We start from the raw sequence: 17495 nt of genomic DNA, 5'->3' as shown, positions 1-17495 counted from the left end.
AGAGCGACAGCTCCTGGCACCACCGAGCTCACCGCCGACGCATACCCGCGGTGGTGGCAGACGAAACAACGAACGGAGCGACGAACGGCCCGGCGGGAGCCGGGCCGTTCGTGGTGCTTCGATGCGTCGTGCGTCAGCTGTGGTAGTTCGGCGCCTCGACGGTGACCTGGATGTCGTGCGGGTGGCTCTCCTTCAGCGAGGCCGAGGTGATCCGCATGAACTTGCCCTTCTCCTGCAGCTCGGTCGCCGTGCGCGCACCGACGTAGAACATGGTCTGGTGCAGGCCACCGACGAGCTGGTGGGCGACGGTCGCCAGCGAGCCCTTGTAAGGCACCTGGCCCTCGACGCCCTCGGGAACGATCATGTCGTCGCTGGTGACCTCGGCCTGGAAGTAGCGGTCCTTGGAATAGGACTTCTTGCCGCGCGAGGACATGGCGCCCATGGAGCCCATGCCGCGGTATGCCTTGAACTGCTTGCCATTGATGAGGAGCAGGTCACCCGGCGCCTCTGCCGTCCCGGCCAGCATCGAGCCGAGCATGACGGTGTCGGCACCGGCGACGATCGCCTTGCCGATCTCACCCGAGTAGCGGAGGCCGCCGTCGGCGATCACGGGTACGCCGGCGGGCCGGCAGGCCAGCGCAGCCTCGTAGACCGCGCTGATCTGTGGGACGCCGACGCCGGTGACGACGCGGGTGGTGCAGATCGAGCCGGGGCCCACCCCGACCTTGACCGCGTCCGCGCCGGCGTCGACGAAGGACTGGGCGCCCTCCTTGGTGGCGACGTTGCCACCGATGACCTGGACGTGCTTGGTGGCCGGGTCGCTCTTGAGCTTCTTGACCATGTCGATGAGCATCTGCACGTTGCCGTGCGCGGTGTCAGCGACCAGCACGTCGACTCCGGCCTCGATGAGCGTCGTGGCCCGCAGCCAGGCGTCGCCGAAGTAGCCGATCGCCGCGCCGACCAGAAGACGGCCGTCGGCGTCGTAGGAGGCGTTCGGGAACTGCTCGCCCTTGACGAAGTCCTTGACGGTGATGAGCCCGGCGAGGCGGCCCTGCTCGTCGACCAGCGGCAGCCGCTCGCGCTTGTGCTGACGCAGCAGCGCGGTGGCATCCTCACGGCTGATGCCGGCGTCGCCGGTGATCAGCGGCATCGGGGTCATCACCTCGTCGACCTTGGTGGTGGCCCACTCGGCGACGGGCGTGAACCGCAGATCGCGGTTGGTGATCATGCCGATCAACCTGTTGTCGGCGTCGACGACCGGGAACCCTGAGATGCGGTACTCGCCAGCGAGCCGGTCGAGCTGCTCGAGCGTTGCGTCAGGGCCGATCGTGACCGGGTTGGAGATGATCCCGGTCTGAGTCCGCTTGACCAGGTCGACCTGATAGGCCTGATCCTCGATGGAGAGGTTGCGGTGGAGCACGCCGATGCCGCCCTGTCGGGCCATCGCGATCGCCATCCGCGACTCGGTCACGGTGTCCATCGCGGCCGAGACCAGCGGCACCTTGAGGGAGATCTCGCGCGTCAGCCGGCTGGTGGTGTCGATGTCAGACGGCGCCAGGTCCGAATAGCCGGGCAGGAGGAGCACGTCGTCATAGGTGAGGCCGAGGGTGGCGAACTTCGCAGGTACGTCAGCGATCTCCATGACTAGATGTTACGGCGCCCCCACGGACATCTCCGAAACGTCGAGCGGCCGATGGATGTGCGTTCGCCCACGGCGTACGACGCTCAGCTCGTCAGCGGCCGGAGGTCACGGACGGGGATGCGGACGGTGAGCTCGTCGGCCGCCATCCGGATGCGGCCGCGCATCCCGGTCGCCATCACCATCGGGAGGATCGCCTGGTTGTCCGCTCTGGCGGTGAGCAGCACCTCGGCGGCCCCCAGGGCGTGGGCGAGCCGGGCCGCGTCGACGAGGAGCCTGGTCCCGATGCCGCGACGCTGCCAGGGCGGGTCGACGCGGACGACGACGGGCCGCACCTCCGCGTCGCCCTCGGTCATCGCGGGCCGGAGCTGCGCCAGACCGACGGCGACCCCGTCGAGCACGGCGGTGACGGTGTCACCGTCGACGACGTACTCCGGCGCCGTACCGCCGCCGAGGCGGCGCACGGGCGGCCGGGCGCCGAGGGCGACGGACTCCCGGCTCCGCCGCAGGACGTCGTCGACGACGTCCGCCAGCGCGGCGCCACGGGCGCGCTCGGTATCGGTGAACGGCGCACGCCGGTGGACCTGGACCTGCACGTCCCCGACGACCATCTCGAGCGTGTCGTGCACGACGCTCGGATCGGACGGCTCCTCCTCGGCGTCGAAGAGCCGGGCGACGACCTCGGGGAAGGCCATCGGCCGCTCCAGGATGGTCCGCGCGGCGCGGACGTAGCGGGTCGGCTGGTCGGTCAGCGCCGCCTCCGTGCACGGTTGTACGACGACGCCGGCACCACCCGACGACTCCAGCAGCGCGACGATCTCCTGCTCGCCCCAGCCCGGAGGCGTGCGCAGGACGACCTCGTCGGTGACCCGCTCGAGGCCGGGGAAGATCTGGAGGGCGAGGATGTTGACCCCGGCCGCGCCGCAGCGCTGCGCGAGGACCGCCAGCGCGCCCGGACGGTCGGGCAGCGTCGTACGCACTCTCCACAGCATGGCGACAGTCTGCGCGCGCCCTGTTGCAGCCCGGTTACGGCCGGTTACGCGTGTGGGTCGGGCGCGCGAACGGGCGTCAGCGTCCGGGTCTTCTCGATCTCGGCGGCCGCGTCGGCGACGGTGCGCCCGTGCACGGCCGGGCGGGCGCCGTACGGGTCCTCGTCGGACCATAACGTCGTCGGAGCGGCCCGGCGGACCACCGGCAGGACCTCGGCCGCGAGCCGCTCGAGCATGTGGAGCTGCTGCTCGTGGGGGATCATGGTCGGCAGGCTGAACGACTGCAGGTCGTGACCGAACGCCTCGTGCCACCACAGGATCTTCTCCGCGATCTGCTGCGGGCTGCCGACCAGCACTGGCCCCGCGGCGACGGCGCTGTCGATATCGCGGAAGGTCATCTCATTGCCCGGTGTGTGGTTCCCGGGCCTGAGATGATGGGCGACCATCTGCTCGTACGTCGGCCCGAAGGCCTGCTTCGCCTCCTGCGTCGTGTCGGCGAGGTAGAGGAACCCCGCGCCGGCGCCGACGTACGCGAACCGCGGGTCGTGACCCTGCTCCGCGTACTCGCGGCGATAGTGGTCGATGAGGACCGCGTAGTTGTCGCGCGGCTGGATCGCGTTGGCGCTGAACAGCGGATCACCATGCTTCGCCGCGAGGCTCGCCGAGGTGCGGGTGGTCGCTGAGCCGTGCCAGACGCGCGGCGCGCCGGCGTACGGGCGGGGCAGGCTCGTGACCTCCTGCAGCGGCGGCCGGAATCTCCCCTCCCAGGTGACGTCCTGCTCGCGCCAGAGCCGACGCAGCAGCGCATACTTCTCGGCGAGAGCGTCCCACTGCTCGCCCTCCTTGATCCCGAACATCGGCAACTGCCGCAGTTCGTTGCCCTTGCCGATCACGATCTCGAGCCGACCGCGGGAGAGCTGGTCGACGGTGGCGTAGTCCTCCGCCACCCGGAGCGGGTCGAGGATCGAGAGCACCGTGACGCCGGTCCCGATGCGGACCCGGCTGGTCGTCGCGGCGACCGCCCCGAGCAGCACGGTCACGCCGCTGGAGAGGAACGCACCGGCGTGCCGCTCGCCGAGCGCCACCGCGTCGAAACCGAGCTCCTCGGCGTAGCGCGCGGCGGTCAGTGTCTGCGAGAGCCGCTCATCCGGGCTGATCGCGCGGCCCGTGACCGGGTTCGTGAGGTGGGGGACGATGTCGAGGACCTGGAACTTCATGGATTAAATCTAGTGACTTGATAGTTTTATTGCCATGACCGCTCCGTCGCCGTCCTCCGACCGGCTCTCCGGTCCTCCCCCACGTCACCCACGCCTCCGGCTCGCCGTCGCGCTCGACGGGACCGGCTGGCACCCGGCCTCCTGGCGGGAGCCCGACGCCCGGCCGGCGGAGCTCCTGACCCCGGGCTACTGGGCGGACCTGGTCGCCGAGGCCGAGGCCGGCCTGGTCGACCTCGTCACGATCGAGGACAGCCTCTCGCTGCAGACCGAGGACCCCCTCGCGCGGAGCGCGCACACCGGGCAGAGCGGGCAGGTCGCCGACGGCCGCACCGACCGGGTCCGCGGCCGCCTCGACGCCGTCCTCGTCGCCTCCCGGATCGCCCCGCTCACGCGCCAAATCGGCCTCATCCCGACGGCGGTCGTGACCCACACCGAGCCGTTCCACCTCAGCAAGGCGATCGCGACACTCGACTACGTGAGCACCGGCCGCGCCGGCGTACGCGTGCAGGTGGCGCCACGACGCCGGGATGCGGCGCTCCTCGGGCGGCGCGAGTTCCCCCAGCTGGCGTACGACGGCCTCGCGACCCCCGCCGGGCAGCAGCTGCTCCGCGACAGCTTCGACGAGGCGGCGGACTACGTGGAGGTGCTGCGCCGGCTGTGGGACAGCTGGGAGGACGACGCCGAGATCCGCGACGTCGCGACCGGCCGCTTCATCGACCGCGACAAGCTGCACTACATCGACTTCGAGGGCCGCTGGTTCTCGGTGAAGGGGCCCTCGATCACGCCGCGGCCGCCCCAGGGTCAGCCGGTGGTCGCCGCCCTCGCCCACCAGTCGGTGCCCTTCGAGCTCGTCGGCCGCGCGGCCGACCTCGGGTTCGTCACCCCGGCCGACACGGCCGGCATCGGGCCGATCCTCGACGAGATCCGCGCCGCCCAGGAGGCCGCCGGCAGGAGCGCGGAGACGGTGCACGTCTTCGGCGACGTCCTGGTCGTCCTCGACGACAGCGAGCAGGCGGCCCTGGACCGGCTCGCGCGGCTCGACGACGCCGCGGGCCCGGACTTCGCCGGCCTCGCCTCGGACGCCCTCGTCTTCGCAGGTACGCCCGCCGGCCTGGCCGACCTCCTCGCCGAGTGGCACGCCGCCGGTCTGAGCGGCTTCCGGCTGCGCCCCGCCGTACTCCCGGACGACCTGAGGCGCATCACCCGCGAGCTGGTGCCGGAGCTGCGCCGCCGCGGTCTCTTCCACGACCGCTACGAGGCCGACACCCTGCGCGGTCTCCTCGGTCTGCCCCGTCCCGCCAACCGCTACGCCACCGTCTGAGGTCGTCATGAGCACGCAGAGACAGCAGAAGCAGATCCACCTCGCCGCACACTTCCCCGGGGTGAACAACACGACCGTGTGGAGCGATCCCGCGTCGGGCAGCCACATCGAGTTCTCCTCGTTCGTGGAGTTCGCGCAGATCGCCGAGCGCGGGAGGTTCGACTTCATGTTCCTCGCCGAGGGGCTCCGGCTGCGCGAGCAGGCGGGCCGGATCTACGACCTCGACGTCGTCGGCCGGCCCGACACGTTCACGATCCTCGCCGCGCTCGCGGCGGTGACCGACCACCTCGGGCTGACCGGGACGATCAACTCGACGTTCAACGAGCCCTACGAGGTGGCCCGCCAGTTCGCGTCGCTCGACCACCTCTCCGGGGGCCGCGCGGCCTGGAACGTCGTCACCAGCTGGGACGCCTTCACCGGCGAGAACTTCCGGCGCGCGGGCTACCTCCCGCAGGACCAGCGCTACGAGCGCGCGAGGACGTTCCTGCAGACCGCCACCGAGCTCTGGGACACCTGGCAGGGCGACGAGATCCTCGCCGACAAGGAGTCGGGCCGGTTCCTCGCGACCCCCGACCCGGGACGGTTCGAGCACCACGACAGCCAGTTCGACATCGAGGGCCAGTTCAACGTGCCTCGGAGCCCGCAGGGCCGCCCGGTGATCTTCCAGGCCGGCGACTCCGACGCGGGCCGCGAGTTCGCGGCGTCGAGCGCCGACGCGATCTTCTCCCGGCACAGCAAGCTGGAGGAGGGCCGGGCGTTCTACGCCGACGTGAAGGGCCGGCTCGCCCAGCACGGCCGCCGCCGCGAGGACCTCCTCATCCTCCCCTCGGCGACGTTCGTCCTCGGCGACACCGACGCGGAGGCCGCCGAACTGGCGCGCGAGGTGCGCCTCGCGCAGGTGTCGCCCGCGACCGCCATCAAGTTCCTCGAGCAGCTCTGGAACCGCGATTTCTCCGACCACGATCCCGACGGTCCGTTGCCGACCGTCGACCCGGTCGAGAGCGACGACCTCATCGCCAAGGGCCGGGCCAGCGCCCGCAGCCACGGCGACCGGCTCGAGCAGGCCGAGCGCTGGCGCGCGATCGCCGCCGAGAAGGGCCTCTCGACCCGCGAGGTCATCGTCGAGGTCACCGGCCGGCAGAACTTCGTCGGCTCGCCCGAGACCGTCGCCGACACGATCGACCGGTTCGTCCAGGCGGACGCCGCCGACGGCTACATCCTCGTCCCCCACTTCACGCCCGGCGGCCTGGCGCCGTTCGTCGACCGGGTCGTGCCGATCCTGCAGGAGCGCGGGGTCTTCCGGACGGAGTACGACGGCTCGACGTTGCGCGACAACCTCGGTCTCGCCGCGCCTCGGCCCGCCGCGGCCTCCAACCTCGCCGGCCGGACCGAGGCGGCGTCGTGAGCCGGCCGCCGCTCTCCGTCCTCGACCTGGTCCCGGTCTCGTCCGGCTCGACGGCCACTGACGCGCTCCGCAACAGCGTCGACCTCGCCCGGCACACCGAGTCGCTCGGCTACGCCCGCTACTGGGTCGCCGAGCACCACCTCAACCCCGGCGTCGCGGGCACCTCGCCCGCGGTCGTGCTCGGCCTGCTCGCGGCCGCCACCTCGACGATCCGGGTCGGCTCGGGCGCCGTGCAGATGGGCCACCGCACCGCCCTCGCGACCGTCGAGGAGTTCGGCCTGCTCGACGCGCTCCACCCGGGCCGCCTCGACCTCGGCCTGGGTCGTTCGGGCGGCAAGCCGCCGTCGGGCGCGCCCGCGGGAGATCCGTTCGTGGGGCGTACGCCGGAGGGCCTGCTCATCCCGCCCCGCTTCTCCCCCGCCGGCCTGCTCGGCTCGCCGCGGTTCGCGCTGCAGAAGGCCCTCCTCAGCCTCCCGGGCGCCGAGCCGCAGCCCTACGCGGAGCAGGTCGACGACGTACTCGCACTGCTCGCGGGCACCTACAAGTCCGCCGAAGGCGAGGAGGCCCACGTGGTCCCCGGCGAGGGCGCCGACCTGCAGGTCTGGGTCCTCGGCAGCAGCGGCGGCGAGAGCGCCGAGGTCGCGGGCCGACGCGGCCTGCGGTTCGCCTCCAACTACCACGTCAGCCCCGCCACGGTCCTCGACGCGGTCGGTGCCTACCGGGCCGCGTTCGAGCCCTCGGCGGACCTGCCCGCGCCGTACGTCTCCGTCTCGGCCGACGTCGTCGTCGCCGACGACGAGGCCACGGCCCGCGAGCTCGCGACCGGCTACGGACTCTGGGTCCGCAGCATCCGTACGGCGGAGGGCGCGATCCCCTTCCCGACGCCGGAGGAGGCGCGCCGCTGGACGTGGACCGACGCCGACCGCGAGATCGTGCAGGACCGCGTCGACACCCAGCTCGTCGGCACTCCCGCGCAGGTCGCCGACGAGCTGGAGGTCCTGCAGCGGGCCACCGGCGCCAACGAGCTCGTCGTCACGACGATCACTCACGACCACGCCGACCGGGTCCACTCCTACGAGCTGCTCGCCGAGGAGTGGACCCGGCGCGGCTAGAAGGCGGGCTTCGGGTTGAGCTCGGACTTGTCGATCTGGATGTCCGAGACGCCCCACTTGTCGAAGATCCTGCCGTAGTCGCCGTTCTTGATGAGCTCGTTGACGGCGTCGACCAGGATCGGCGCGAGCGGGGAGCCCTTGGCGACGACGAAGCCCACGTCGGTGAGGCTGAGCTCGCCGAGGTACTTCAGGTTCGGCTGGTGGTCGACGAGGTACTTCAGGCTCAGCGTGGGTCCGAAGTACAGGTCGGTCTTGCCGTTCTGGAGGCCGAGCAGGATCGCCGCGTTGTCGTCGAAGTACTGCACCTTGTAGGGCTGCTTGCCCGCCTTCTTGCACTCCCCGGCGCCAGCCTCGAGGATCTGCTGGAAGCTCGATCCCGGGGTCGTGGACACGGTGTGGCCGCAGATGTCGGTCAGCGTCTTGACCGAGTCGAGGTCGCTGTCCGCGGTCGTGACGAACGACTGCCCGTCCTTGAGGTACGTCGCGAAGTCGACGACCGCGAGCCGCTCGGTGGTGACCGCGAAGTTGGCCTGGCCGACGTCGTACTTCCCGCTCTGGGTGCCCGGCACGATCGTCTCGAAGCTGCCGAACTCCGTCTTCCACTTCACGCCCAGCAGCTTCGCGACCGCCTCGCGCACGTCGACGTCGAGACCGATCTGGTCGCCCGCGGCGTCGGTGCCGCCGTGCGGCAGGCTCGACTCCCCGGTCGCCTCGGTCGTGCCGAGCGAGAGCACGCCGCCGCTCCTGATGGCGGCGGGGAGGCGGTCGTGCAGCTTCGGGTCCTCCTGGATCCCGGAGACGACGTCCTGGGTCGGGACCGCCTCGGCGGAGGCGGACGTCTGGGACCCGACCTTCTTGTCGGCGGCGCTCAGGGTGTCGGACGCGCCGCCGCAACCGGCGAGCGCGAGGACCGCCGTGACGGCGATCCCGAGTGCGGCCGTGCGCGTGCGCCAGGGCCGGGTTGTGTTCTTCAACGGGGTTCCTTTCAGTCTTGCCCGAGGGGCTTGATGGAGCGGACCGGGAGCCACCGGGTCAGAGGACGGCGGAGAGGAACGCCCGCGCCCGGTCGTGGCGCGGAGCGGTGAGCACGTCGGCGGGCGCGCCGGACTCGACGATCCGGCCGTCGTCGAGGAAGACGACCTGGTCGGCGACCTCGCGGGCGAAGCCGATCTCGTGGGTGACGACGATCATCGTCATGCCGGTCTCGGCGAGGTCCTTCATGACCGCGAGCACCTCGCCGACCATCTCCGGGTCGAGGGCGCTGGTCGGCTCGTCGAAGAGCATCAGCTCGGGGCGTACGGCGAGAGCCCGCGCGATGGCGACCCGCTGCTGCTGGCCACCCGACATCTGCCGGGGGTAGGACGACTCGCGCCCACCCAGCCCGACCCGCTCGAGCAGCTCGCTGCCCCGGGCGGCCGCCTCCTTCCGCGGGACGCCCGCGGCGAGCTGGCCCTCCAGGATGTTCTCCAGTGCGGTCCTGTGTGGGAACAGGTTGAACTGCTGGAAGACCATCCCGATCCGGGACCGCTGACGGGTCACCTCGCGGTCGGGCAGCTCGCGAAGGCGCCGATTGTCCCTGCGGTAGCCGATGATCTCGCCGCCGACCTCGGTGAAGCCCGCATCGGGCTTCTCCAGGTGGTTGATGCAGCGCAGCAGGGTGGACTTGCCGGAGCCGGAGGGACCGAGCAGGACGGTGACCTCGCCCCGGCGTACGTCGAGGTCGATGCCGTCGAGGACGGTGTGGAACCCGAACCGCTTCTGCAGCCCACGGATGCGGACGAGCGGGGCGTCGGGAGGGGCCGCCGGGGCGAGGCTCATGCGATGCCCGCCAGGTCCTGACGCGTGCGACCGAAGAGCGGCACGTTGCCACGGGCGACCTGCCAGAACCCGCGGCCGGACGACCCGCCCTTGCCCCTCGCGTAGTGCCGCTCCACGAAGTACTGCCCGATCGAGAGGATCGTCGTCAGGACGATGTACCAGATCGTCGCGACCAGCAGCAGCGGGATGATCAGGTAGTTCTGCGCGTAGATCAGCTTGACCGACTGGAGCAGGTCGTGGACGGCGATCACCGACACGATCGAGGTGGCCTTGAGCAGGCCGATGAGCAGGTTGCCTGAGGCGGGGATGATCGCGGGCATCGCCTGCGGGAGCACGATCCGCCGGAAGATCCGCCCCTTGCCGAGCCCCAGCGCCTTGGCGGCCTCGGTCTGCCCGGGCTCCACGGAGAGGAGCCCGCCGCGCACGATCTCGGAGGAGAACGCGGCCATGTCGAAGGTGAGGCCGACGAAGGCGGCGAGCAGCGCGGTGAAGAGGTGGGCGGTGTCGACCGTGGCGAAGGTCTTGACCCCCGGGATGCCGAGGCTCAGCCTCGGGTAGAGCGAGGCGAGCTCGAACCAGAACAGCAGCTGCACGAGCGGCGGCACGGACCGGAAGAGCCACACGTAGACGAAGCTGACCGTCTTGAGGACGGGGTTGCCGGAGAGCCGCATGACCGCCAGCCCGATCCCGATCACGTAGCTCACGACCAGCACGGCAGCGGTCAGCCACAGGGTCAGCAGCAGACCCTCCAGGATCGAGGGCCGCAGAAAGAAGTGGCGCACCACGTCCCACTGGTAGCGCGGGTTGGTGACGAGGCTGCGGATCACCAGCGCGACGACGACCAGGACGATCGCCGCCGAGATCCACTGGCCGGGCTTGCGTCGCGGCACGAGTCGAGCCGCGAGCAGCTCCGCGTCACCCGCACGGTGGACCAATGGCACACCGGGGACGTCCCCGGCCGTGGCGTCCTGCGCCACCTGGGCTTCCACGTCGGCTGTCACCGGCCACCTCCCCTTATTTCTCTACTAAGTCAGTAGACATCATAGACGCAGAGAGAGGGGACACGGGAAGACCGGGCAGGGATCCGGCGTGAAATGCCTGCGAGCCGGCGTCCAGGGACGCCGACTCGCGGGAGAAATGACATCGAGTCGGCGTCCATGGACGCCGACTCGATGCGGAAAGGCGGTCGATCAGTGACCGTGACCGTGACCGTGACCGGCAGCGGCCGCGGGCTCCTCCTCCTCGGGCTTGTCGACGACCAGGGTCTCGGTCGTGAGCAGCATGCCCGCGATCGAGGTGGCGTTGACCAGCGCGGAGCGGGTGACCTTGACCGGGTCGAGGACGCCCTGGGCGACCAGGTCGCCGTACTCACCAGTGGCGGCGTTGTAGCCCTGTCCCGCACCCAGGTCGCGGACCTTGGTGGTGATGACGTAGCCGTTCTCGCCACCGTTCTCGGCGATCCAGCGCAGCGGCTCGTCGGCCGACTTGCGCACGATGCGTACGCCGACGGCCTCGTCGCCCTCGAGACCGAGGTCCTTCTCCAGGACGGAGACAGCGTGGATCAGCGCGGAGCCACCGCCGGGGACGATGCCCTCCTCGATCGCGGCACGCGTCGCGGAGACGGCGTCCTCGATGCGGTGCTTCTTCTCCTTCAGCTCCACCTCGGTGTGGGCGCCGACCTTGATCACGCAGACGCCGCCGGCGAGCTTGGCGAGGCGCTCCTGGAGCTTCTCGCGGTCCCAGTCGGAGTCGGTGTTCTCGATCTCGGCCTTGATCTCCTTGACCCGACCCTCGACCGCCGCGGCGTCGCCGCCACCGTCGACGATGGTCGTGTTGTCCTTGGTGATCACGACGCGGCGGGCCGAGCCCAGCACCTCGAGGCCGACCTGGTCGAGCTTGAGGCCGACCTCGGGCGCCACGACCTGACCGCCGGTGAGGAGCGCGATGTCCTGCATGATCGCCTTGCGGCGGTCACCGAACGCGGGGCTCTTCACCGCGACGGCGTTGAACGTGCCGCGGATCTTGTTGACGACCAGGGTCGAAAGGGCCTCGCCGTCGACGTCCTCGGCGAGGATGAAGAGCGGCTTGCCGGCCTGGATGACGTTCTCGAGCAGGGGCAGCAGCTCCTGGATCGAGGAGATCTTGCCCTGGTGGAGCAGGATGTAGGGGTCGTCGAGGACGGCCTCCATGCGCTCCGGGTCGGTCACGAAGTACTGCGAGATGTAGCCCTTGTCGAACTGCATCCCCTCGGTGAACTCGAGCTCGGTGCCCGTGGTGTTGGACTCCTCGACGGTGATGACACCGTCCTTGCCGACCTTGTCGAAGGCCTCGGCGAGCAGCTCGCCGATGTGGCTGTCGCGGGAGGAGATGGTCGCGACCGCAGCCATGTCCTCCTTGCTGTCGACGTCGCGGGCGGCGGCGCGCAGCGCGTCGCCGACGGCGGCCGCGGCCTGGTCCATGCCGCGCTTGAGGCCCATCGGGTTCGCGCCGGCGGCGACCGCGCGCAGACCCTCGTGGACCATCGCCTGGGCGAGGACCGTCGCGGTCGTCGTCCCGTCACCGGCGATGTCGTTGGTCTTGGTGGCAACCTCCTTGGTCAGCTGCGCACCGAGGTTCTCGAACGGGTCGTCCAGCTCGACCTCACGCGCGACGGTCACACCGTCGTTCGTGATGGTCGGGGCGCCCCACTTCTTGTCGAGGACGACGTAGCGACCCTTCGGGCCCAGCGTCACCTTGACGGCGTTGGCGAGCGCGTCGACACCGCGCTCGAGGGCACGGCGGGCGTTCTCGTCGAACTCCAGGATCTTCGGCATTGTTTCTCCTTCGAAACGGATCGAGTCGTGAGTGTCAGCGCGGCCCGGGGCCCTCGCTGACACTCACGACTCGGAAATCAGGCAATAACCGCGAGGATGTCGCGCGCGGAGAGGATGAGGTACTCCTCGCCGGCGTACTTGACCTCGGTGCCGCCGTACTTGCTGTAGATGACCTTGTCACCGACAGCGACGTCGAGCGGGACGCGGTTGCCGTTGTCGTCGATGCGGCCCGGGCCGATCGCCAGGACCTCACCCTCCTGCGGCTTCTCCTTGGCGGTGTCCGGGATGACCAGACCCGAGGCGGTGGTCTGCTCGGCCTCGACCGCCTTGACGACGATCCGGTCCTCGAGAGGCTTGATGTTGATCGACATGGTGTCGACCTCCCCTTTCAATCAACAGGGTCACACTTGCGGGTGATTGGGTTGTGCATGCGGTGCATGCACGTGTCGCCTGCGCGTTGCCTCGTACGCCGTCGCGGGGGTCGCACCCGGCTCGCAAGCTGTTGGCACACTCAAGGTGAGAGTGCCAAGCCAGACGTTAGCACTCACCTCGACGGAGTGCCAGGGTAGTCGGTCGAACGAGCCGTCCTACGGAAGTCCGGCCCGGGTCGCCGGCTCGCCGGCGGCCGGACCTGGGACGATCGAGGGGTGGATCTGGAGGCGTTCGAGTGGCTGCTCACCGACGAGGGGCAGGCGCTGCTGACCCGAGCGACCAAGCTCACCGCGACCGGTGGCGCGTCGCTGGCGGTGCAGACCGCCCTGCGCCGGACCGCGGCGCCGGCGTACGTCGCCGCGGCGCTGACCCAGGTCGAGCTCCGCGACAAGGGGCGGGCGAAGCTCGGCGACGACGCGGCGCGGATGTACTTCACCCCGGACGGCCTGGAGCAGGCGACCCGCCGGGCGGTGGCCGAGCACCGCGCCGCCCGGCTGGCCGCGTTCGGCGCGGCGAGCGTCATCGACCTCGGCTGCGGGATCGGCGGCGACCTGGTCGCCACCGCGCGGACCGGCATCACGGCGGCGGGCGTCGACCTGGACCCGGTCCGGGTCGCCGTCGCGCGCGCCAACCTGGCGGCGCTCGATCTCCCGGGGGCCGTGCAGGTCGCCGACGCGACCGAGGTGGACCACTCCCCCTTCGCGGTCGCGTTCGCCGACCCGGCCCGCCGGGGCGCCCGAGGACGACTGTTCGACGCGGAGGGCTGGACGCCCTCGTGGTCCTTCGTCGAGACGCTGCTGCGCCGGGACTCGTGCGTCAAGGTCGCGCCCGGCATCCCCCACGAGCTGGTCCCCGCCGGCGTCGAGGCGGAGTGGGTGAGCGACCACGGCGACGTCAAGGAGGCGGCGCTGTGGTCCGGGATGCTCGCCACGACGGACCGGCGGGCCACGGTCATCGGCGAGGGCGGCCTCGCCACCCTGACGTCGGAGGACGACCCCGGGGCCGCCGTGCAGCCGCTGGGCGCGTTCCTCTACGAACCCGACGGCGCGGTCATCCGGGCCGGCCTCGTCACCGCGGTGGCCGCAGGCGTGCAGGGCGGCCTGCTGGACGAGCACATCGCCTACGTGACCAGTGACGCGGCGTACACCACGCCGTTCGCGAAGGGCTACCGCGTGATCGAGGAGCTGCCCTACCGGGAGAAGCAGCTGCGCGCCGCACTCCGCGAGCGCCGCGTCGGCCGGCTCACGATCAAGAAGCGCGGCGTGGCGATCACGCCCGAGACGCTCCGCAGGCGACTCGGCCTCCAAGGCCCGGAGGAGGCGACGATCGTGCTCACCCGGGTCGCCGGCGAGGGCACCTGTCTGCGCGTCGAGCCGCTCACCGCTGCCTCCTGACGGCGCGCGGCCGGCGGCACCTAGGGTGGGGCCCATGCCTGTTCTCGAGACCCCTCCGACCGTCGAGCTCCACCTCCACATCGAAGGCACCCTCGAGCCCGAGCTGATCGTCGCCCTGGCGGAGCGCAACGGCGTGACGCTCCCCTACGCCGGCGTGGAGGAACTGCGGGCGCGCTACGACTTCACCGACCTGCAGAGCTTCCTCGACCTCTACTACGACAACATGGCGGTGCTGCGGACGGCTGCCGACTTCACCCTGCTCGCGGAGACCTACCTGCGCCGAGCGGCCGCCGGCGGCGTACGCCATGCGGAGATCTTCTTCGACCCGCAGGCCCACCTGGTCCGCGGCGTCGCGCTGGCGGAGGTCGTCACCGGTCTCGCCGAGGGGCTCCGCCGTGGCGAGGACGCCGGGATCACCAGCACCCTCATCGCCTGCTTCCTCCGCGACCGTCCCGCCGAGGAGGCGTGCGAGGTGCTGGAGCAGCTCGTCGCGCTCGACGCCCCGATCGTCGGCATCGGCCTGGACTCCACCGAGGTCGGCAACCCGCCCGCGAAGTTCGTCGACGTCTTCGCCCGGGCGAAGGAGCTCGGACTGCACCGCGTCGCCCACGCCGGCGAGGAGGGCGGTCCGGAGTGCGTCGCCGAGGCGCTCGACCTGCTCGGCGCGGAGCGGATCGACCACGGCGTACGCGCGCTGCAGGACCCGGCCCTGATGGCGCGGCTGGTCGCCGAGCGGGTGCCTCTGACCGTGTGCCCCCTCTCCAACGTCCGGCTCAAGGGTGTCGAGACCCTGGCCGACCATCCGCTGCCGGCGCTGCTCGACACGGGCGCGCTCGTCACGATCAACTCCGACGACCCGGCCTACTTCGGCGGGTATGCCGACGACAACCTCCTGGCCGTCGCCGACACCTTCGGGCTCAGTGACCACCAGTTGGCCGACCTGGCCCGCAACGCGGTCGTCGCGAGCTTCCTGCCGGCTGACCGGCGGCGCGCGCTCCTCGCCGAGGTCGACGACTGGCTCGCCACCCGCTGCCCGGACCGATGACCCGCGCGGGCAGCGACCTGGCGTCGTACGCCGGACCGCGCCCCCGCTTGTGACATTTGTCGTGCCGGCTTGCTGACGTATCCCCGCGAGCACGTTCACCCGGCGCGGATAACTTGGGCGGCATGTTCGGTGCTCTGGGCCGTTTCGTCGCCCGCCATCCCTGGTATGTCATCGCCGCCTGGATCGTCTTCGCGGTGATCGTGGTCGTCTCGGCGCCCACGATCCACGCGACCACCGACCAGTCGGACTTCCTGCCGAAGCACTATGAGTCGATCAAGGCCGCGCAGCTCACGGAGAAGGCGTTCCCGCAGCAGCAGGACACGGGAGCGACCGTCGTCTTCGACCGGACGGACGGCAAGGCGCTCGGCACCGCCGACATCGCGAAGATCGACCAGGTGATGAAGGGGCTGAAGCTCGGCTCCGACTTCACCCGGGCGGAGGGCGTGCAGGTCTCACCGACCAAGCAGGTCGCCATCGTCAACATCGACCTCGCCGACGGGGTGACCGGCCAGTCGCAGAAGGACTTCGATCAGGTCACCGACCAGCGCGATCAGCTCAAGAAGCTCACCGACGGCACCGGCCTCGAGGCGCTCACCACCGGGACGCTGCCACAGAGCTATGACCAGTCCCAGTCGGGGAAGAACGCCGAGGCGATCGTCGGCGCGGCGACGTTCCTGCTCATCATCGTGCTGCTCGCGATCATCTTCCGCAGCGTCCTGATCGCCCTCATGCCGATCGTGCTCGTCGGCCTGGTCTCGACCATCGCCAACGGCCTCATCGACTGGGCGGCCAAGATCTTCCACCTCAAGACCGACGACTCGACGAGCGTCATCCTCATCGTGGTGCTGTTCGGGATCGGGACCGACTACATCCTCTTCTTCCTCTTCCGCTATCGCGAGCGGATGCGCGAGGGCGAGGAGCACCGCGCCGCGGTCGCCCATGCGCTCGAGCGCGCCGGCGAGGCCATCGCGTCGGCCGGCGGCGCCGTCTTCGTCGCCTTCCTGACCCTCGTGCTCTCCTCGCTCGGCATCTTCCGCTCGATCGGCCCGTCGCTGGCGATCGCGGTCGCCGTCACCCTGGTGGCCGCCCTCACGCTGGTCCCCGCCGTCGTCACCGTCCTCGGCCGCGCCCTGTTCTGGCCGTCGAAGAAGTGGCGCCAGGAGCCGACGGCGAGCCGCTTCGCCTGGGTCGGCCAGCAGCTCGGCCGCCGACCGGGCCGCACCGCGGCAGCCTCCGGCGGCGTACTCGTGATCCTCACCCTCTTCTGCTTCCTGTGGGGCGGGTTCAATCCGACCTTCGACCTCGGCTCCAGCAGCGAGGACACCTCGATGGAGTCGTCGGTGGCGACGCAGAAGCTCGAGGACGGCGGCTTCACCGCCGGCGCCACGCAGCCGACCCCGATCGTGCTGCGCTCGACCGACGGCAAGCCGATCGACCAGGCCGCGGCCAACGCGTTCGGTGCGGCCGTCGCGAAGACCCCGGGCGTCGGCGCCGTCGTCCCCGGCGCGAAGAAGAGCCTCGCCACCATCTCACCGACCGACCCGAGCACGGCGATCGTCATCGCGGTCCTCGACGCCGATCCGTCCTCCGACGCCGCGATCCACGCGGTCAAGGACGACCTGCGACCTGCCGTCCACGAGGCGGCACCGGATGGCACGCAGGCGTACGTCGGCGGTCTCACCTCGGTCTTCGTCGACTTCCAGTCCGCGATGAACCGCGACTACGCCGTGGTCTTCCCCGTCGCCGCGGTGATCATCATGATCATCCTCGGGCTGCTGCTGCGCTCGCTCGTGGCGCCGTGGTACCTCATGGTGTCGGTCGGCCTCGGCTTCGGCGCGACCCTGGGCGCGACCGTGCTGGTCTTCCAGCACGCCCGCGGCGACCAGGGCCTGATCTTCCTGCTGCCGATCTACATCTATCTCTTCGTCGTCGCGCTCGGGACGGACTACAACATCCTGATGGTGTCGCGCCTGCGCGAGGAGGCCCGCGAGGGCAGGTCGCCGCGCGACGCCGCCGCCCAGGCGGTCAAGCACGCCGGCCCCACCATCGCGGCCGCCGGCGTCATCCTCGCCGGCACCTTCGCCTCGCTCATGCTGGCCGGGAACTCGCTGCTCACCACGATGGGCTTCGCGATCGCCTTCGGCATCGTCGTCGCCGCTTTCGTGATGGCGATGTTCTTCACCCCGGCCCTCACCGCGCTCATCGGCCACGCCGCGTGGTGGCCGGGTCACGGGGACGAGAAGAAGGACGAGGAGCGGGAGCTCACCCGGGTCTGAGCCTCCCCCGCCGGGGGGGGGGGGGGGGGGGGGG

General features: G+C 70.8%; 14 protein-coding genes. 6 read left to right on the top strand and 8 right to left on the bottom strand.

Annotated elements, in window-relative coordinates; genetic code table 11:
- Positions 1-133 precede the first annotated feature (133 nt).
- From guaB to AB3X52_RS10720, 3 genes are all read right to left on the bottom strand, one after another.
- Positions 134-1642 carry an IMP dehydrogenase gene (gene guaB / locus AB3X52_RS10730; protein ID WP_367994061.1) on the bottom strand — a complete coding sequence of 503 codons (1509 nt, stop codon included), beginning with the start codon at positions 1640-1642 and terminating at the stop codon, positions 134-136.
- Between the two features lie 83 nt (positions 1643-1725).
- The gene (locus AB3X52_RS10725; protein WP_367994060.1) at positions 1726-2631 is read right to left on the bottom strand and encodes a GNAT family N-acetyltransferase; all 906 of its coding nucleotides are present in this window, start codon (positions 2629-2631) and stop codon (positions 1726-1728) included.
- 44 nt (positions 2632-2675) lie between these two features.
- Complete coding sequence (locus AB3X52_RS10720; protein WP_367994059.1) at positions 2676-3845, bottom strand: LLM class flavin-dependent oxidoreductase; 1170 nt, start codon at positions 3843-3845, stop codon at positions 2676-2678.
- Positions 3846-3879: 34 nt separating this feature from the next.
- Here AB3X52_RS10720 and AB3X52_RS10715 point away from each other — a divergent pair, with 34 nt between their 5' ends.
- The 3 genes from AB3X52_RS10715 to AB3X52_RS10705 are packed head-to-tail and all read left to right on the top strand — an operon-like array spanning position 3880 to position 7683.
- A complete protein-coding gene (locus AB3X52_RS10715) occupies positions 3880-5166 on the top strand; it encodes an LLM class flavin-dependent oxidoreductase (RefSeq protein WP_367994058.1) in 1287 nt (428 codons plus the stop codon).
- A 7-nt stretch (positions 5167-5173) separates the two neighbouring features.
- Positions 5174-6571, top strand: a complete 1398-nt coding sequence (locus AB3X52_RS10710) for an NtaA/DmoA family FMN-dependent monooxygenase (RefSeq protein WP_367994057.1) — start codon at positions 5174-5176, stop codon at positions 6569-6571.
- On the top strand, positions 6568-7683 hold the full coding sequence (locus tag AB3X52_RS10705; protein ID WP_367994056.1) for an LLM class flavin-dependent oxidoreductase: 1116 nt from the start codon (positions 6568-6570) through the stop codon (positions 7681-7683). Before AB3X52_RS10710 ends, AB3X52_RS10705 begins: the two co-directional genes overlap by 4 nt.
- Here the strand turns inward: AB3X52_RS10705 and AB3X52_RS10700 are convergent.
- From AB3X52_RS10700 to groES, 5 genes are all read right to left on the bottom strand, one after another.
- Positions 7680-8657, bottom strand: coding sequence for an ABC transporter substrate-binding protein (locus AB3X52_RS10700; protein ID WP_367994055.1), 978 nt, complete (start codon positions 8655-8657; stop codon positions 7680-7682). The two genes, AB3X52_RS10705 and AB3X52_RS10700, sit on opposite strands and share 4 nt — an antisense overlap.
- Positions 8658-8715: 58 nt before the next feature.
- Positions 8716-9501, bottom strand: a complete 786-nt coding sequence (locus AB3X52_RS10695) for an amino acid ABC transporter ATP-binding protein (RefSeq protein WP_367994054.1) — start codon at positions 9499-9501, stop codon at positions 8716-8718.
- Positions 9498-10502: an amino acid ABC transporter permease gene (locus AB3X52_RS10690; protein ID WP_367994053.1), complete on the bottom strand. Its 1005-nt coding sequence runs from the start codon at positions 10500-10502 to the stop codon at positions 9498-9500. Before AB3X52_RS10690 ends, AB3X52_RS10695 begins: the two co-directional genes overlap by 4 nt.
- Positions 10503-10691: 189 nt before the next feature.
- On the bottom strand, positions 10692-12314 hold the full coding sequence (gene groL / locus AB3X52_RS10685) for a chaperonin GroEL (RefSeq protein ID WP_367994052.1): 1623 nt from the start codon (positions 12312-12314) through the stop codon (positions 10692-10694).
- A gap of 77 nt (positions 12315-12391) precedes the next feature.
- Positions 12392-12685: a co-chaperone GroES gene (groES, locus tag AB3X52_RS10680; RefSeq protein WP_367994051.1), complete on the bottom strand. Its 294-nt coding sequence runs from the start codon at positions 12683-12685 to the stop codon at positions 12392-12394.
- A gap of 276 nt (positions 12686-12961) precedes the next feature.
- Between groES and AB3X52_RS10675 the strand changes: the two genes are divergently transcribed.
- The 3 genes from AB3X52_RS10675 (at position 12962) to AB3X52_RS10665 (ending at position 17461) form a co-directional block, all read left to right on the top strand.
- The gene (locus AB3X52_RS10675) at positions 12962-14140 is read left to right on the top strand and encodes a class I SAM-dependent methyltransferase (RefSeq protein ID WP_367994050.1); all 1179 of its coding nucleotides are present in this window, start codon (positions 12962-12964) and stop codon (positions 14138-14140) included.
- Between the two features lie 34 nt (positions 14141-14174).
- Positions 14175-15185, top strand: coding sequence for an adenosine deaminase (locus AB3X52_RS10670; RefSeq protein WP_367994049.1), 1011 nt, complete (start codon positions 14175-14177; stop codon positions 15183-15185).
- Between the two features lie 122 nt (positions 15186-15307).
- The gene (locus AB3X52_RS10665; RefSeq protein ID WP_367994048.1) at positions 15308-17461 is read left to right on the top strand and encodes an MMPL family transporter; all 2154 of its coding nucleotides are present in this window, start codon (positions 15308-15310) and stop codon (positions 17459-17461) included.
- Positions 17462-17495: the final 34 nt, after the last annotated feature.

Source organism: Nocardioides eburneus (assembly GCF_040838215.1).
Classification (GTDB): domain Bacteria; phylum Actinomycetota; class Actinomycetes; order Propionibacteriales; family Nocardioidaceae; genus Nocardioides; species Nocardioides eburneus.
The sequence above is the reverse complement of the archived record's forward strand: the minus strand, read 5'-3'. Positions and strand labels throughout refer to the sequence as shown.

What these genes read in the sequence shown, in the direction of transcription:
- guaB (WP_367994061.1), bottom strand. Translation starts at nt 1,642, where the DNA reads ATGGAGATCGCTGACGTACCTGCGAAGTTCGCCACCCTCGGCCTCACC.
- AB3X52_RS10725 (WP_367994060.1), bottom strand. Translation starts at nt 2,631, where the DNA reads ATGCTGTGGAGAGTGCGTACGACGCTGCCCGACCGTCCGGGCGCGCTG.
- AB3X52_RS10720 (WP_367994059.1), bottom strand. Translation starts at nt 3,845, where the DNA reads ATGAAGTTCCAGGTCCTCGACATCGTCCCCCACCTCACGAACCCGGTC.
- AB3X52_RS10715 (WP_367994058.1), top strand. Translation starts at nt 3,880, where the DNA reads ATGACCGCTCCGTCGCCGTCCTCCGACCGGCTCTCCGGTCCTCCCCCA.
- AB3X52_RS10710 (WP_367994057.1), top strand. Translation starts at nt 5,174, where the DNA reads ATGAGCACGCAGAGACAGCAGAAGCAGATCCACCTCGCCGCACACTTC.
- AB3X52_RS10695 (WP_367994054.1), bottom strand. Translation starts at nt 9,501, where the DNA reads ATGAGCCTCGCCCCGGCGGCCCCTCCCGACGCCCCGCTCGTCCGCATC.
- groL (WP_367994052.1), bottom strand. Translation starts at nt 12,314, where the DNA reads ATGCCGAAGATCCTGGAGTTCGACGAGAACGCCCGCCGTGCCCTCGAG.
- groES (WP_367994051.1), bottom strand. Translation starts at nt 12,685, where the DNA reads ATGTCGATCAACATCAAGCCTCTCGAGGACCGGATCGTCGTCAAGGCG.
- AB3X52_RS10670 (WP_367994049.1), top strand. Translation starts at nt 14,175, where the DNA reads ATGCCTGTTCTCGAGACCCCTCCGACCGTCGAGCTCCACCTCCACATC.
- AB3X52_RS10665 (WP_367994048.1), top strand. Translation starts at nt 15,308, where the DNA reads ATGTTCGGTGCTCTGGGCCGTTTCGTCGCCCGCCATCCCTGGTATGTC.